The following is a 16,300-nucleotide window of genomic DNA, read 5'->3' as shown; positions in this document are numbered from 1 at the left end:
CGGCAGGCCCCGCCGACCGATTGCAAGCGGTCGGCGGGGCCATTGTGGCTCTTGACAGCGGATTGGGTCATATGAGCGAACAGGACAGCAGCACACACGCCCGAGGCGCCAGGCCCAACCGGCGCTGCATACGCACCGCGGCGCCATGCTTTGTCTGAGTGCCCCCGGGCCGCATGCGATCTCCTCCAACAAAAACACGCCGCTCGAAAGCGGCGCATTCATTCAAACCCATAGTTGAGTGTATCAGCGAACACAAAAGGTTGCGCAACGAACGCGCAAATACGGGACACGAACAGGGGCATCCACGCGATAAGCGGATGCAAAGTGCATTTGTTGCACAACAAATGCACGAACATGGGACCAATTATGGCAACCGCGTGCAACGCGCAATGAAACGCGAGGTCGTTGGGGCAGATCCTAGATCCTAGATCGCGCGACGGGCCTCGATAGCGCGGCCGAGCGTAAGCTCGTCGGCATACTCCAAGTCGCCGCCCACGGGAAGGCCGCTCGCAAGACGCGATACTTCAACGCCCAATGGCTTGATGGTACGAGCAAGGTAGCTCGCCGTGGTCTCACCCTCGATATTGGGGTTAGTGGCGATAATGACCTCGTGGATATCCTCATGGCCCAAGCGCGCCAGCAGCTCGCGGATGTGCAGCTGCTCGGGGCCGATCTTGTCCATGGGGCTGATCACACCGCCCAACACGTGGTAGAGGCCGTGGTAGCTACCCGTGCGCTCAATCGCCTGGACATCGCGCGGCTCGCCCACCACGCAGATGCGGGTGGTGTCGCGCATCGAGTCTTGGCAGATGGAGCACTCGTCGGCGGTGGCGTAATTAAAGCAGCGGCTGCAAAAATGCACTTCCTGCTTAACTTCTAGAATGGCCTCGGCCAAGCGGCGCGCCTCCTCGGCGTCGGCCTCGAGCAGGTAGTAGGCGATGCGCTGGGCCGACTTGGGGCCAATGCCCGGCAGGCGACCCAGCTCATCGAGCAGTTTTTGCAGACTATGGTTGGCACTCATATATATGCGCGTCTTAGAACGGCATGCCCGGGATGTTGAGGCCGCCGGTGATGGCACCCATCTGCTTGTTGGCGAGCTCGTTGACGCCGCGGACAGCCTCGTTGACGGCAGCCATGATCATGTCCTGCAGCATATCGACGTCCTCGGGATCGAGCGCATCGGGGTCAATAGTGAGGTTGACGAGCTCCATCTCGCCGTTAACGGTCACCTTGACCATGCCGCCGCCGGCAGAGGCGTCGACGGTCTGGGACTTGAGGTTTTCCTGCGCGGCGGCAAGCTGCTCCTGCATCTTGCGGGCCTGCTTCATCATCTGCTGCATGTTCATACCGGCCATGATGGCTCCTTTACGTGCGGCCGCGCGACAAGCTGCAAGGGCAGCCGGAGCGCGGCGGGACTTTCAAACGCAAAAATCGTACCACGCCGCGAGGCAGGCGAGCGGGGCAGTCGTGCTACCTCAGTCGATATACATGTCCTGGAGTGCAAGCCGCGCCCAAAGATTATGCAAAGTTGAATAATTCGCATCTGCATAATATCGAAAGCTAAATCTTGTAGAGCCGGAACCCGGCATTTTCTGCATCCAGCTAGATAGCAAAATGCTAAACCCCCGCTCGAGGTGGCGCTCATGACAGCATGGTAAAATTTGATTGTCAAAGATAGCAATTTGGAGGTGCCCCATGAATGCCCCCGACGCGCTCCAAAACATCCGCTCAAAACACCCCGTTGCATATGTGGTTCTCTATCTCTTTGTCGGCTGGGCATTGCTGGTTGTCATCACCCATGCCATAGCTTTTGGAGCAGAACTGCTGATAGCCAGCTCGGACCAGCCCGTCGTCAAATGGGAGACGACCGATAAGTGCACCGACGGAACCCGAACCGTTTACTACAACAGCCCGTCCCTCTACCAAGAGTTCAAGGTCGAGATTAATAACTCCAAGATTGTCGATGCCGAGCTAGGCGACTATTCGACAATCGGAGCAACCGTCGACGCCGAGCAAGTCGAGCACACAGACAGCCATGCGACGTATCGTATCGACCTCAACATCCTAGGCCGGCCGTCGCGCACCTGTTTGCTCGAATGCGACATACGTGGCACCACGCTATACATGTCCGAAATACAGATGCGCCCGGACAAGGGGCCCTCTTCTTGAACGGTATACCCGCCCACGCAGCTACTCCACCGGCTTGAAGATGGTGGCCTGACCGAAGACGCTGCGGATGAGGTCTTTGGCCTCGTCCTCGGTCTGCGGGATGCTCGGGGCTGCACCCTGATGGCCGAAGGGGCTGCCCGCACCGGGGTTGGACTCCCAAGGAGCTGCAGGAGCGTCCTCCTCTTTGGGGGCAGTTGCAGCGGACTTGGGCGCGGACGCCGCACCCGGCACGTCGAACGGAGGCAGATCGTCCCCGCTCGCATCGCCGGCAAAGCCGCCGACCATAGCGTCGTCGTAGGGCACCTGCTCGGATTCCCACGGCGCGGGCTGCGCGACAGGCTGAGCCTTGGGAGCGGACGCGCGCTCGGGCGCACGAGGTGCGGGCTCGGTCGGGAGCTTACCCGTGACAGGAGCGCCGGCGGGGTTGTCGGAGCGTAGCCAGGGGGCTTTGCCCAGGTCAGACGACTTGGGCGCGGGTGAGACGGGCTTGGGCGCGGGTGTCGGAGCAGCCGGTTTGGGCGCTGCGGGCTTAGGCGCCGACGGGGTCGATGCCGCTACCGGCGCCGCTTGCTGCTGCGGCGCGCTGGCGCTCGAGGATACAGGGGCCGCCGAGGACACGGGTTGCGGGTCCGCAGATGCCGCAGCCCGTGCAGATGGAGAATGCTCCTCATGTTGAGGAGCCGGCGTGCCACCCCCATCCAGGACATAGTCGACGGTACGACGACCGAAGACCGCGCAGACCGTCGGCAGGACCACCGACTGCGTATCGGCGCGACCGAGCATCTTAATGGCAAAAGTCGAACCCGCGGGGAACGAGACCGTGAGCTTGGAGCCGTCGTCGGCCGTGGCGCGGGCGTTGAGCAAAAGCCCTGCGTAGGAAGCCTGACGCGCCTTGACACGCTCGACGACCTCGGCCCATTTGCGCTGCAGCTCTCCGGCATCCTCGACCGCGGGCGTCTCGGCAGCACCGGCGGCGGCAACCTGGGCGGCATTGTTGGACTGGGGCTTAGGTGCCGGAGCGGTGGCAGGCGCGGGGGCAGCAACGGGCTGAGGCGTCGACGTCGGCGCAGGCTGAGGTGCAGGCGCTGCAGACTTGGAAGCTGACACGGACGCAGAACGGGGAGCAGGCTGGGCAGCCGGAACAGCAGCGCCGCGGTCCCAAGGCATGCCACCCTGATGCGCGGACGTAGCAGCGGGGGCAGTGGATGCCGCCGGAGCGGCAGCACGGGCGCCCGAAATGAGCGTCGGCTGTTGGGCAGCAGCGGGTACGGATGCTGCAGGCGCGGCGGCCTGAGCAGCGGCCACGCTCGCCGGCACGGCGCCGTTGGCAACCATGGCCTCCAGACGTGCCACGCGCTCGGCCAATGCCTCAATCGTTAAATCAGCCTCGGGACGTGCCAGACGCGTGCAGGCAATCTCAAGCACCAGGCGCACGTCGCTCGCGCCCCTCATCTCCAGCGCGGCATCGTCGAGCACTGTCAGCACACGGGCCAGGCGGTCGGCAGGATGCTCGCCAAAGGCAGCGGCCTCGGCAGCAAGCGCCTCGGCCTGCTCGGAGCCGCCCTCAAACAGCTCGGCACGGGCACCGGCAACGCAGGCAACGTACACGTCACGCACATGCGCCACCAGGTCGCGCGTCAGCTCCAGCAGGTCGTTTCCTTCCTCGACCTGCGCACGGATCAGTCCATATAGCTCGGCAACATCGCGATCGGCAATGGCGCGGGCAAACTCGCCCAGGATCTGGTCCGAAACCTCGCCCAAAAGCGAGCGGGCATCGTCCGCATGCACGGCGCCGTTGCCAAAAACGCTCAGCTGCTCCAGCGTGGACAACGCGTCGCGCATGCCGCCCTTGGCATGGCGTGCCACGATAGCCAGCGCCTCGTCGTCGTAATCGAAGCCCTCCTGCTCGCACACGTATGCCAGGCGATGCTCAATATCCTCGTTGCCGATACGATGGAAATCGAAGCGCTGGCAGCGCGAGAGGATGGTCTCCAGAATCTTTTGCGGGTCGGTGGTGCACAGCACAAAGATCACGTGTGCCGGCGGCTCCTCAAGCGTCTTGAGCAGCGCGTTGAACGCCGCCGTCGTGAGCATGTGGACCTCGTCGATGATATAAATCTTGTACTTGCCGCGCACCGGGGCAAAGTTGACGGAGTTGATGATCTCCTCGCGCACGTTGTCCACGCCAGTACGGCTTGCGGCATCGAGCTCGTAGACATCCGGGTGGTTGCCCTCGGCGATGAGCTCGCACTCCTCGCAAGTACCGTCGGGCATGCAGCCGCTTGCACCCTCGGCGCGCGCCGCCTCGGCATTGCGGCACAGCAGCGCCTTGGCCAGAATGCGCGCCATGGTGGTCTTGCCCGTGCCGCGCGGTCCGCAGAATAGGTACGCGTGGGACAGGCGCCCCTCGGTGATGGCGTGCTCGAGCGTCGAGACGATATGCTGCTGGCCCACCACGGAGTCGAAGGTGAGCGGGCGATACTTTCGGTACAACGATTCCATGGGTGCTCCCCCGGGTATACTGAGTCTTGTTGCCGCGGCGGCCATGCGGTCGCACGGCATACTGCATTCCATAATACCCGTACGGCGAGCCCGCCGCGATAGGAGTCCAAAGAGCATGGCAGACGCAGAGAGCAACCTCGTCCCCTCCGAAGCAGCCGACCAGGTCGAGGTCGCGCTCGAGGAGCAGGCCGCAGCCGACGACGGTATCCTGTACCTCAACGAGTACCAGTACGAAAACGACCTGGTCACCGACTTCGCCCGCCTGGTCGCCTCGCCCAGGCGTCGCGGCTCGCTGTATGTCGCCGCGGCAATTGCCGCGCTCATCGGCATCGGCATGTTGGTGGCCGGCGGCAACTGGATCAAGTTTGGCGTCGTGCTGATCGTATTCGGCGCCTTTTTGGCCTGGTGGAGCAAGAACCTGCACCACACCCTCGCCCGCGACTTTATCGACGCCGTCGAGGCCGACGAGTCCATGGGTGGCCGCTATCGCCGCGTCGCCGCCAACGAGGACGGCCTGATGGTTTGGGGCAAGAGCGGCAAGTCACAGTTCTTCCCGTTTGAAAAGCTCGACCACGTGCTCGACGGCGAGCGCATCTTTGTGGCCATGTTCGCCGACCAGGGCGTGACGATCCCTAAGGACACCTTTGTCCGCGGCGATGCCGAGCAGTTCGGTCCCTTCCTTAAGGCGCGCATCAACAAAAAACTCCGCATCGAGACCAAGAAGAAGAAAATGAAGGCCGAGAAGGCCGCCGCCGAGGCCAAGCAGGGCGACAAGCCCCAGGAGACCAAGCGCAAGCAGAAGAAGAACAAGAAGAAGCGCTAAGGCCAAGCCAGACAGGCAGCCTCGCATCCCGCTATCCTCCCCATGCACCAGAGCGTGCTACACTAGCAGCATCTATGCCACCGCGAACGGCTCGGCCCCGCGCCCGCCGCTCGCAAACGAACTTTAAACGCACGAGGGTTGGCCATGCCGCTTTTCTCGCAACATACCGCCCGGTTCTCGCCGGACGTTCCTTTGGAGGGCACCAGCTCTCGCGAGCTGCTCAAGCGGTACCAGCCGCTCGAGACACTTGCGACCGGCGGTTTTGGCTCCATCGAGATCTGCCGCGACACGCACCTGCGCCGCCGCGTCGCCATTAAGCGCATCCCCCTTATTAACGGTGTCGGCATGCCCGCCAGCGACATCATGGATGTCCTGCGCGAGGCGCACACTGCCGCCATGCTTCAACATCCCAACATCGTGCAGGTCATCGACTTTACGCACGACACAGCCTATGCCTACCTGGTTATGGAATATGTCGATGGCATGTCGCTGGCCGAGTTTTTGCACCGCGTGGACGGTCACTCACTTACCTTTGACGAGGCCGCGGCCATTGCCGATGCCCTAGGCCAGGCGCTCACCTTCGCCCATAGTAATGGCGTACTCCACCTGGACATTAAGCCCGCCAACGTGCTCATCGACCACTCGGGCAATGTAAAGCTCACCGACTTTGGCATGGCGCGACTGTCGTCCGCCGGTGGCTTTGGCGGCTCGCGCGGCGGCACCATCGGCTACATGCCGCCCGAGCAGCTCGATATCGAGACCGGCACGGTCGATGAGCGCGCCGATGTCTTTGCCCTCGCCTGTGTAATCTATGAGGGCCTGTGCGGCAGCGCCCCCTTTATGGCGGCCACGCCCGCCGACTCGCTCGACCGCATCATCGGCGGCGCCACCTATCCCAGCGAGCTGATACCACACTTTCCCCCGGGAGCCGAGGCCGCGCTCATGAGCGCGCTCTCCCCCATGCCGCAGGACCGCCCCAGCAGCATCGAGGCATTTTGCGACCAGCTCCTTGCCGGTCTGGGCAGCGTGCGCGAGGGCCGTCGCAGCCTAGAGCAAATGGTTGGCGAACTTTCGGATGACGAGCAGGAGCTCGACGATATCGAGCCGTCGCACTACGAGGACGACGCCATCGAGGTCGACCCCGCACTTGGCTGGGCGGGCACGCGCTGGAGCCATGCGCGCGACTACACCATGCGCACTATCTCGGCGCTAACGTGCGGCACCTTTAGCTTTTTGCTGATGCAAACGGCCGGGGTCGCGGCGCTTCCCGGCCTGGTCATTGCGGCCATCGCGATCGGAGCGGCGGCTGGCCTGGCCCCCCAGATTGGCTCGGCCATCTCGGCTGTGGGCTTTTTGGTGCTCATGGCCAACGCCACCATGCAGGCACAGGGCATCCTGTCGATGCTGCCCGTCGCGGTGATCTTTGCCGCCGCCATGTCCGGTTGGTGGATCGCCTGGGGTCGCACCGAGACTGCCGCGAGCGCCACGCTCACCTGTGCACTCGCGCTTGGCTGTCTGACCGGCAATACCTTTCTGGCAGCTGGGGTCGCCGCCGGCGTCGCGTCATTTTGGCTCGGCCCGGCAAGCGCCGCCGCGGCAACGGGCATGGGCGCGCTTTTTGCCCGTCTGGCCACGGTCGCGCTTTCAGCCGGAGGCGTGCTGGGGCTCGGTAGCGTTGCCGCAGCGCTGGGAGACCCGCTCCTTTGGGCTGCCTTTGTGCTGGTAGCGGCAACTGCCGCGGCGTCATCTGCGCTGCTCAATGCCCATGCCAAGCGTGCCGATCAGGGCTCAAACCTTGCCGCAATCGCCGCCATCGCTGTCACCGGCATCGGCTGCGCAGCGGCGTCCTGTCTTGCACACCATATGGAAATTGCCAGCCTTGCAGCCGCGGTCGTCGCCAAGGCGGCGGTTGCGGGAACCCTATCCTCTATAATCGTTGGGATATGCCTATATTTGCTCGGATACCAAAGAACTTATACGGAGAGTGATCTTTCGTGAACTTCCTGAACATCTTCGAGGACCACGTGGCCGGCATCTTCGGTGCCACCCGTGCCCCGTTCTCCTTTAAGAAGCTTGCCAAGCAGGCCGCTCGCGACATGGAGGATCAGACTCTGGTGATCAACGGCGTCAACACGGCGCCGGCACTCTATACCATCCTGATCGCCGCCGACGACGATCCCATGCTCGCCCCGTTCTACCCCGAGCTTTCGCGCGAGGTCCGCGAGTTTGTGAAGGCGCAGGCCGAAAAGCGCCGCTATGTCTTTGTCGGCGAGCCCCTCGTGCGCTTTATGATCGATCCGCAGCTGCGCGCCGGCAAGTTCTCGGTCTTTGCCGAGAACGTCGATGCCCCCACGCTCGGCCGCCTGTACGAAGAAGAGCGCGCCTATCAGAACGGCCTGGGCCAGAACAACTCCGCGGCAAGCCGTGCCGCCAGCGCCCCGCGCGCCGGCCAGCAGCAGTTTGCTGCCCCGCAGCAGCAGCGCCCCGCCGCCATGCCCCAGCAACAGCCGACGCCTCGCACCGCCGCTCCCGACCCGCTTGCCGTGGCAGACCCCTTCGCGCCTAGCGTCCCCGACCCCGCCGCCGCACCCATCCCGGTGCCTCAGACCGTCTCGCGCGACGCGCTTGCCGGCATGGGCGGAGCCGCCGCGACCGGTGCCGCCGTGGGCCTAGGCGCCGCAGCCGGCATCGCCTCCAACATGGCGAGCACTCGCGCCCCGCAGCGCCCGCTCGCCCAGCTCGTCGACGTCGTGAGCGGCGAGAGCCATAGCATCACCTCCGCACAGGTGACCATCGGTCGCGAGCGCTCAGTTTCCGACATTGCCCTGCGCGACCCCAACGTGTCGCGCCGCCACGCCCAGCTCACCTTTACGGGCTCGGATTGGTCGATCGAGGACCTCAATTCCACCAACGGCACGCTCGTCAACAACCGCCGCATTACGCGCTGCCCGCTGCGCAACGGCGATCTGCTGACGTTTGGCCTGAGCACCTTTGAATTTAGGGGATAGTCGCTTATGAACATCGATATCGTCCTTTTTGCAGGCCGCATCGTCCTGGTCGCCCTGCTCTATATCTTCCTGTTCGCCGTCATGAAGACCGGCGTGGGACTTGTGCGCGGGCAGCGCCGCGACTCGGCTATCTGGACGATTGATGTGGACAAGGGTCCGCGCGGTATCCGCGGCATCCACGTAGACATGCTCGGCCCCGTCATCGTCGGTCGCTCGCCATCTTCGGACATCTGCATCAACGAACCGTTCGTCTCGGCCTCGCATGCGCGCTTTTCGCTGCAGGGCCCGGCGCTCATCATCGAGGACCTCAACTCGCTTAACGGCACGCTCGTCAACGGCCGCCAGCTCGTGGAGCCCGCGACGCTGCGTGAGGGCGACGAAGTCCAGATTGGCGACGTGGTCATGAAGGTGAACCGTCGATGATCGACGAGGAGAACAAGTCCGCAACTATGACCGAGGCACCGGCTGCCGCCGTAGCTGCACCGGCCCACGCCGCTCCGGCGGACTCCACACCCGTGGAGCCCGAGGACACCGTGTTCTCCCTGCCTCTTTCGCATGTAACGCATGATATTTCGGATCTCGCCGATAACGAGGGCGAAGAGGATGCCGCAGCAGCGCCCATCGGCGCACATGCTGCGGAACAGCCCACAGCGCCCGAAGCAACCCCGGCGCCGGCTCACTTTGCAGAGCCCGTCGCCGCGGCAATCAACGAGAGCGCTGCGGTGTTTGCGGCACCCGAGCCCGCCGCGCCGGCGTTTCCCATGGCCCCGGCGTCCGAGGTTGCGCCCGCGTCTACGCCGGCGCCCGAGCCTATAGACGTCAGCCCGCAAGACGACGAGTCGACCGCCCGCGTTTCCGAGGAGCCCGACTCCCCGGACACCGGAGATTCCGAATCAAACGCCGAGACAAACACCGTCTCTCCCGGTGACACAGCAGAGATCGACGTTGCCGCCGTTGAGGCCAAGCTCAAAGACCCCGGCTCGACCATGAGCTTTGAGCCCCTGACCGAGGAGCGCATCGAGACCGACTCGACCTATGATGCCGGCACCACCACGCAACTCATGTGGGGCGCCCGCTCCGATGTTGGCTGCGTGCGCCCGCACAATGAGGATTCCTACCTGGTGCAGTCGCCGCTCTTTTGCGTATGCGACGGCATGGGCGGTCACGCCGCCGGCGAGGTAGCCTCCTCTATCGCTGTCGAGACCATTGCCAAGACAGCTCCTCAGTCTGCCGACGCCGCACGCCTGGCGGCAGCCGTCGAGGCCGCCAACGCCGCCGTAATCGAGGCTGCCTTGAATGGCCTGGGCAAGCCCGGCATGGGCTGCACAGCCACTTGCGCCTATATCGAAAACGACACGCTCGCCATCGCCCACGTGGGTGACTCTCGCGCCTATCTGCTCCACGAGGGCACGCTCATCCGCGTGACCCGCGACCACTCCTACGTGGAGGAGCTCGTGGACGCCGGCGAGATCACGGCAGACGAGGCTCGCGTCCACCCCAACCGTTCGGTCATCACCCGTGCGCTGGGCTCGGACCCCGCCATGTATGCCGACCACTTCACTCTGCATATCGAGGAAGGCGACCGCCTGATCCTGTGCTCTGACGGCCTTTCGAGCATGATTCCCGATAGCGATATCGAGAACATCGCCACGCAATCCTCAACCGCGCAAATCTGCGTCGACAACCTAGTGGACGCGGCGCTTGCCGCCGGCGGCCACGACAACGTGACCGTAGTAGTCGTTGACCTGGTTGACGATGGCGTCATGCGCGAGGCGCAACGCGTGCGTCGCCGCAACGTTACTATCGCCGCCATCCTGGCCCTCGTCTTTGTGCTGGCAGCTGGCATCTGGGCCTACACGGGTGTCACCGGCTCGTACTACCTGGGTACCTACCAGGGCAATGTCGCCGTCTGGCGCGGCCTGCCCGGCAAGCCGCTCGGACTCAAGCTCCACTGGCTCGAAAGCGAAACCAGCATCAAGCTGTCCGACCTGCCCGAAGACACGCAAAACCGCCTCAAGGCGGGCATTCCGCAAACAAGTGTCGACGATGCGCAGGACACGATATCCAAGTACCGCCACCAGATCGACGAGGAGCAGACCCGCCAGGTGATCGACGCGCAAACGATTCGCGACAACACCAATCAGGGATCGACCTCCGAATCAGATTCCGAGAAAACCGCCGAACAGTCCGCCGAGGCCGAAGCCTCCGATAAGAATTAGAAAGGGAGTGCCGCTTATGAGTCGCCGCAACACCGAGCTGCTCTTGCTCATCGCCTCGGCGTTCCCCGTCATCCTGCTGTATGCGATGTACGTCCTCACCGCGGGCGCTGCCATCTCCTTTGAGACGCTCGCCGTACCGATCGGCCTCTTTGCCGCCTTTGCCGCGGCCCACATTGCCGTGCGCATCTTGGCACCCGGTGCCGACCCCGCCATCCTGCCCATCGTATTTATACTTTCGGGCATCGGCATCACGTTCGTGACGCGTCTCGCCCCCGCTCTCGCCATCTCACAGCTCATCATCCTGTTTGTCTCGGTGGCGCTCATGGTGGGAACGCTTGCACTAGTCAAAAACCTCGACGTGGTCATGCGCTACAAGTACACCTTTGGCATCATCGGCATCATTCTGCTGATGCTGCCTATCTTTATCGGCACCACGATCTCGGGCTCCAAGCTGTGGATTCGCATCGCGGGCTTTACCATCCAGCCCGGCGAGTTCGCCAAGGTCTTTATCGTCCTGTTCCTGGCCGGCTACCTGGCCGAGAACCGCGAGCTGCTCTCCATCTCCAACCGCAAGATTCTGGGCTTTAAGATCCCTCGCCTGCGACTGCTGCTGCCGCTGTTTGCCGTGTGGGGTGTGTGCCTGCTCGTCGTCGTCTTCGAACGCGACCTGGGTTCGGCCGTGCTGTTCTACACCATCTTCTTGCTGATGCTCTACGTTGCCACGGGGCGCTTTTCGTATGTCGTTATCGGCCTTGCGCTCTTAGCTGTTGGAGCCGTGGGCGCCTACAAGTTCCTGTCGCACGTTCAGGTGCGTTTCCAGGTTTGGCTCGATCCGTTTAAGGACGCCCAGGGCCAGGGCTACCAGATCGTCCAGTCGCTCTTCTCGCTTGCCGATGGCGGTCTGGTCGGTGTTGGCATCGGCAACGGCATGGCCAACAACATCCCTGTCGTCGAGTCCGACTTTATCTTCTCGGCTATCGGCGAGGAGATGGGCCTTTTGGGCGGCGGCGCCGTGCTCATCCTGTTTATGCTCTTTGCCGTGCGTGGCCTCACCACGGCTGCCCGCGCTAAATCCGACCTCGCCGCCTTTAGTGCCACAGGCCTTACGGCCGCCATCAGCTTCCAGGCCTTCTTGATCGTTGGCGGCGTAACCCGCCTGATCCCGCTGACCGGCGTCACCTTGCCCTTTATGAGCCAGGGCGGCTCCTCGCTGCTGGCGAGCTTTATCATCGTCGCGCTCCTGCTGCGCGCCGGTGACGAGGCTACCGGACGCGAGGCCGAGCTTACCGGCACCGGCACCATGGCCGCCATCACCGATGATCAGGTCGCATCTGCCGCCGCCCCGACGGGCACGCGCTTTGCCACCTCGTCTTCCTACGGCAGCGGCAGCCATTCCGTCGGCTCGCGCATGCGACGTCGCCTGCTCGACACGCCTGAATCCGGTGTGCTCGGCCGCGTTGCGCTCGCCAACCGTCTAACCCGCGCGGTGCTCGCCTTTACGGCGCTGTTCGCCATCCTTATCGGCAACCTCACCTATGTCCAGGTCATTAAGGCCAAGGACTATCAGGACATGCCGACCAACAACCACACCATCGCCCGCTCCAAGTACATCCAGCGCGGCTCCATCATCACGTCCGACGGCGTGACGCTGGCCGAGTCGCTGCAGCAGGAGGACGGCACCTACGTACGCTCCTACCCCAACGGTAACCTGGCAGCGCACGTGGTTGGCTACGTGAGCCAGCAGTATGGCACCACCGCCATCGAGAGCGTCATGAACGACACGCTCACCGGTTCTAAGGACTACTCCAGCTGGAACAATGCCATCGCGTCGCTCGCGGGCCAGACCCAGCCGGGCAACACCGCCAAGCTCACCATCGACTCGCGTATCCAGACGGCGGCCGAGCAGGCACTCAAGGGCTTTAAGGGCGCTGTAGTGGTCATCGACCCGCGTACCGGCGCGGTGCTCGCATGTGCCAGCTCGCCCACCTACGACAACACCAACATCGATGCCCTGCTGCAGACGGGCGGCGGCGAGGACGGCTCCATGTACAATCGCGCCATGGACGCGCTGTACACGCCGGGCTCCACGTTTAAGGTCGTTACGCTTTCCGCGGCACTCGAGACCGGTACCGCCAGCCTGACCAGCACCTACCAGGCGCCCGGCTCCATGGACATCGGCAACGCACCGGTCACCAACTATGCCAACGAGAGCTACGGCACCATCAGCCTGCAGCAGGCCTTTGCCGTGTCCTCCAACGTCGTCTTCGGCCAGGTGGCAAACGAAGTTGGCGCAAACACGCTCGTACAGTTTGCCAACGCCTTTGGCTACGGCCAAAAGCTCGGCCAGGACCTGACCTCCGCGGCCTCCATCATGGCCGACCCGTCGCTCATGACCGAGTGGGAGACCGCCTGGGCCGGCGCCGGCCAGCCTGTCGGCATGGACCACACGCCCGGCCCGCAGACCACCGTCATGCAAAACGCCGTGATTGCCGCCGCCATCGCTAACAGCGGCGTGGTCATGGACCCGTACTTTGTAGCCCAGGTACTCGCCCCGGACGGAACCGTGGTCAAGACCACGCAGTCCCGCTCGCTTGGTCAGGCCGTCAGCTCCGCCACGGCCGACCAGGTCAAGCAGGCCATGCTTGCCGTCGTCCAGTCCGGCAGCGGCACCGATGCCCAAATCCCCGGCGTCAAGGTCGCCGGCAAGACCGGCTCGGCCGAGACTGGCGGCACCAACGTCAACTCGATGTTCGTTGGCTTTGCACCTTACGATTCACCCACGGTCGCCATCTCGGTGGCCTTGGAGGATTTCGACAAGCATGACGTCCAGGCCGCCAAGATCGCCGGTATCGTCCTGACCGCGGCGCTTGCCGCACAGGGAGCGTGATGCCCATGATCGAATCGGACACCCGAGGCGCGCCGCGGCCTAAGGGTTAGCGGCAACGCGTCACACGGCCCCAGCGGCCACATCGTAGGTACTACACACATCGTTGAGCGAATAGTTATGTTAGGAGCAGGAATGGAACAGAGGGTCCTCGGGGGAAGATACCTCCTCAAGGATAAGGTGGGAACAGGCGGCATGGCGACCGTCTACCGTGCACAGGACCAGGTTCTCGACCGCACGGTAGCCGTCAAGATCATGCTGCCGCAGTATGCTAGCGACGCGACCTTCGCCGCACGCTTTAAGCAGGAGGCCCAGGCAGCAGCCGGTCTCTCCTCACCCTATATCGTGGGCGTCTACGATTGGGGCAAGGACGGCGATACCTACTACATCGTCATGGAGTACCTGCGCGGCACCGACCTTAAGAGCGGCATCAAGAGCCACGGCGCCCTCGACCCCAAGAAGGTCGCCCAGATCGGCTCGCAGATCAGCTCCGCGCTTTCGGTCGCCCACAAGCACGAGATCATCCACCGCGACATTAAGCCGCAGAACATCATGGTGCTGCCCGACGGCAACATCAAGGTGATGGACTTTGGCATCGCGCGCGCCAAGAACAGCCACCTCACGCAAGACAACAACGTGCTGGGAACCGCCCACTACGTCAGCCCCGAGCAGACCCGTGGTCAGGACCTCGGCCCCACCTCGGATATCTACTCGCTGGGCGTCGTGATGTACGAGTGCGCCACCGGCCGCGTCCCCTTTGACGGTGACGACGCTATCTCGGTCGCACTCAAGCAGGTCAACGAGCTGCCTATTCCGCCGAGCCAGATCAACTCCGGTGTCGACGCCGACCTTGAGCGCATCATCCTCAAGTGCATGGAGAAGGACCCCGCAAACCGCTTCCAGACGGCCGACGAGCTGCGTCAGGTGCTCAACAGCTACCTGTCGGGCCGTGCCGTCAACGTCTCGGAGCCCACGCGCATCATCGGTGCCCCCGGTGAACTGGGCGCCACCAAGACTCGCGAGCTTTCCGATCAGACGCGCGCCATGGTGCGTCCCGTCTCGGGCGTGAGCGGCCAGAATACCGCCCGTAGCTCGGTTTCGGGCTCCACCGGCTCCTACGAGGTCGAAGAGCCCAAATCCAACAAGAACAAGATCATCGCCGCCGTGGTGGCAGCGGTTGCCGTCATCGGCATCGTGGTGGCCTTTGCCACAGGACTCTTTGGCGGCGAGCAGGTCACCGTGCCCGACGTGCTGGGCAAGGACCAGCAGACTGCCGTCGAGCTGATCAAGGAGGCCGGCCTCGAGGTTGGCACCGTCGATCAGAGCTACAACGACGACGTCGACGAGGGCAAGGTCGCCGAGCAGACGCCCAACGGTAACACCAAGAAGGCCAAGGGCACTAAGGTGAACCTAGTAATCTCCAAGGGCCCCAAGCCCTCCGAGAAGGTTGAGGTTCCCCTGCTTGTCGGCCTGACCAAGGACCAGGCCGAGGCCGCGTTGGCAAGCGTTGGCCTGAAGGGCAACGCCTCCGAGCAGGCCAACGAGGCCGATGAGGGCCAGGTCTTTGAGCAGGGCACCGAAGCCGGTAAGGAAGTCGCGAAGGGCACGACCATCTCGTACAAGGTCTCGAGCGGCCCGGATACCACGTCCGTCCCCGATCTGACCGACATGACCGAGGCCCAGGCGCGCAACGCCCTCGATATGGCAGGCTTTGGCGTCGACGTTAGCTACCAGGAGAACGACTCGGTTACCGAGGGCACCGTGATCAGCTGGAACCCCAGCGGCAAGCAGAAGCCCGGCGCCACGATTACCGTCGTCATTGCCAAGAAGTCCGGCAAGGCCGCCGTCCCGGGCAACTTGTACGGCAAGAGCATTTCCGCCGCCGTTACCGCGCTCAACAACGCCGGTTTCTATAACATTGGCTTCTGTGACCAGAACGGCAATCCCGTGAGCGGCAACGAAGATGCCACCGTTACGGGTGTTTCCCCCACCGGCAAACAGTCCACCGACAGCACGATTACGCTGACGGTCGCACTTTCTGGTTCGGGCTCGGGCTCGGGCTCGGGCACGGGCGACGATTCCGGTACGACCAACTAGTCGCCACCCCACCGCTCATCGCGGCTTTCGCCGCAAACATATTCGCTCACAGGCGCCCGCTTGCTCCCCCAGCAAGCGGGCGCTTTCTTTATCTGAAGCAGCGAATACTACGGCATGCCTTAAACCAAAAGAGCCCGGCACCGTAACGGTACCGGGCTCGATATTCCTCTGGTGCCCCCGGGCGGATTCGAAAACTCCCCCCGCGGGGAAATTGGTGACGCGGGTGTCGACGGTCCGAATCCGCCGACAGCTCCCACAAACCAGAAACGGCGCCGCTCTCGCGACGCCGTCATAATCTTCTGGTGCCCCCGGGCGGATTCGAACCGTCGACACCCGCTTTAGGAGAGCGGTGCTCTATCCCCTGAGCTACGGAGGCATGTTGTACTAGTGTAGCAGATTTACGCCGTTGTAATACAGCGTATAGCCACTCTTCGAAGTTGCAGTGGAACAGCCCTCCGGAAAGTGTGTCCCACTATCCAGGCAAATTCTGGGTCAAACTTTCCCAATGGGACCTCGCTGGAGGTAGCGCGCAGAGATGTGGTGTAAGAGGCGGGGCATGCCCCGCCTCTTCCCTTTCTTGAAAGGGAGGGGACACCGC

11 protein-coding genes and 1 tRNA gene are annotated in these 16,300 nt (G+C 63.5%); 8 read left to right on the top strand and 4 right to left on the bottom strand.

What is annotated here, in order from left to right:
• Window positions 1-424 precede the first annotated feature (424 nt).
• The gene (recR, locus tag I2E45_RS09730; RefSeq protein ID WP_099432550.1) at window positions 425-1,021 is read right to left on the bottom strand and encodes a recombination mediator RecR; all 597 of its coding nucleotides are present in this window, start codon (window positions 1,019-1,021) and stop codon (window positions 425-427) included.
• Window positions 1,022-1,034: 13 nt separating this feature from the next.
• Window positions 1,035-1,355, bottom strand: a complete 321-nt coding sequence (locus tag I2E45_RS09725) for a YbaB/EbfC family nucleoid-associated protein (RefSeq protein ID WP_006235174.1) — start codon at window positions 1,353-1,355, stop codon at window positions 1,035-1,037.
• A 340-nt stretch (window positions 1,356-1,695) separates the two neighbouring features.
• Here I2E45_RS09725 and I2E45_RS09720 point away from each other — a divergent pair, with 340 nt between their 5' ends.
• Window positions 1,696-2,169 carry a hypothetical protein gene (locus I2E45_RS09720; RefSeq protein ID WP_195445916.1) on the top strand — a complete coding sequence of 158 codons (474 nt, stop codon included), beginning with the start codon at window positions 1,696-1,698 and terminating at the stop codon, window positions 2,167-2,169.
• Window positions 2,170-2,190: 21 nt separating this feature from the next.
• On the opposite strand, the gene dnaX is transcribed toward I2E45_RS09720, so the two are convergent.
• Window positions 2,191-4,671, bottom strand: a complete 2,481-nt coding sequence (gene dnaX, locus I2E45_RS09715) for a DNA polymerase III subunit gamma/tau (RefSeq protein ID WP_195445915.1) — start codon at window positions 4,669-4,671, stop codon at window positions 2,191-2,193.
• A 115-nt stretch (window positions 4,672-4,786) separates the two neighbouring features.
• On the opposite strand from dnaX, the gene I2E45_RS09710 reads away from it, so the two are divergent.
• The 7 genes from I2E45_RS09710 (at window position 4,787) to pknB (ending at window position 15,702) form a co-directional block, all read left to right on the top strand.
• On the top strand, window positions 4,787-5,494 hold the full coding sequence (locus tag I2E45_RS09710) for a hypothetical protein (protein ID WP_195233879.1): 708 nt from the start codon (window positions 4,787-4,789) through the stop codon (window positions 5,492-5,494).
• Between the two features lie 144 nt (window positions 5,495-5,638).
• Window positions 5,639-7,492: a serine/threonine-protein kinase gene (locus I2E45_RS09705; protein ID WP_195445914.1), complete on the top strand. Its 1,854-nt coding sequence runs from the start codon at window positions 5,639-5,641 to the stop codon at window positions 7,490-7,492.
• Window positions 7,489-8,502 carry an FhaA domain-containing protein gene (locus tag I2E45_RS09700; protein WP_195445913.1) on the top strand — a complete coding sequence of 338 codons (1,014 nt, stop codon included), beginning with the start codon at window positions 7,489-7,491 and terminating at the stop codon, window positions 8,500-8,502. The genes I2E45_RS09705 and I2E45_RS09700 overlap by 4 nt, the downstream gene beginning before the upstream one ends.
• A gap of 6 nt (window positions 8,503-8,508) precedes the next feature.
• Window positions 8,509-8,925, top strand: a complete 417-nt coding sequence (locus tag I2E45_RS09695; RefSeq protein WP_006235180.1) for an FHA domain-containing protein — start codon at window positions 8,509-8,511, stop codon at window positions 8,923-8,925.
• Window positions 8,922-10,721 carry a Stp1/IreP family PP2C-type Ser/Thr phosphatase gene (locus I2E45_RS09690; protein ID WP_195445912.1) on the top strand — a complete coding sequence of 600 codons (1,800 nt, stop codon included), beginning with the start codon at window positions 8,922-8,924 and terminating at the stop codon, window positions 10,719-10,721. Before I2E45_RS09695 ends, I2E45_RS09690 begins: the two co-directional genes overlap by 4 nt.
• Before the next feature lie 16 nt (window positions 10,722-10,737).
• Window positions 10,738-13,608 (top strand): FtsW/RodA/SpoVE family cell cycle protein, encoded by a 2,871-nt coding sequence (locus tag I2E45_RS09685; protein WP_195445911.1) that lies wholly within the window; start codon window positions 10,738-10,740, stop codon window positions 13,606-13,608.
• Window positions 13,609-13,740: 132 nt separating this feature from the next.
• Entirely contained in the window at window positions 13,741-15,702 is a 1,962-nt protein-coding gene (gene pknB, locus I2E45_RS09680; RefSeq protein WP_195445910.1) for a Stk1 family PASTA domain-containing Ser/Thr kinase, read from the top strand.
• A 300-nt stretch (window positions 15,703-16,002) separates the two neighbouring features.
• Here pknB and I2E45_RS09675 read toward each other — a convergent pair.
• A tRNA-Arg gene (locus I2E45_RS09675) sits at window positions 16,003-16,078 on the bottom strand.
• Window positions 16,079-16,300: the final 222 nt, after the last annotated feature.

The organism is Collinsella aerofaciens, from assembly GCF_015555045.1.
In the GTDB taxonomy this organism is placed as follows: domain Bacteria; phylum Actinomycetota; class Coriobacteriia; order Coriobacteriales; family Coriobacteriaceae; genus Collinsella; species Collinsella aerofaciens_W.
This window is presented reverse-complemented; position numbering and strand designations above follow the sequence as displayed.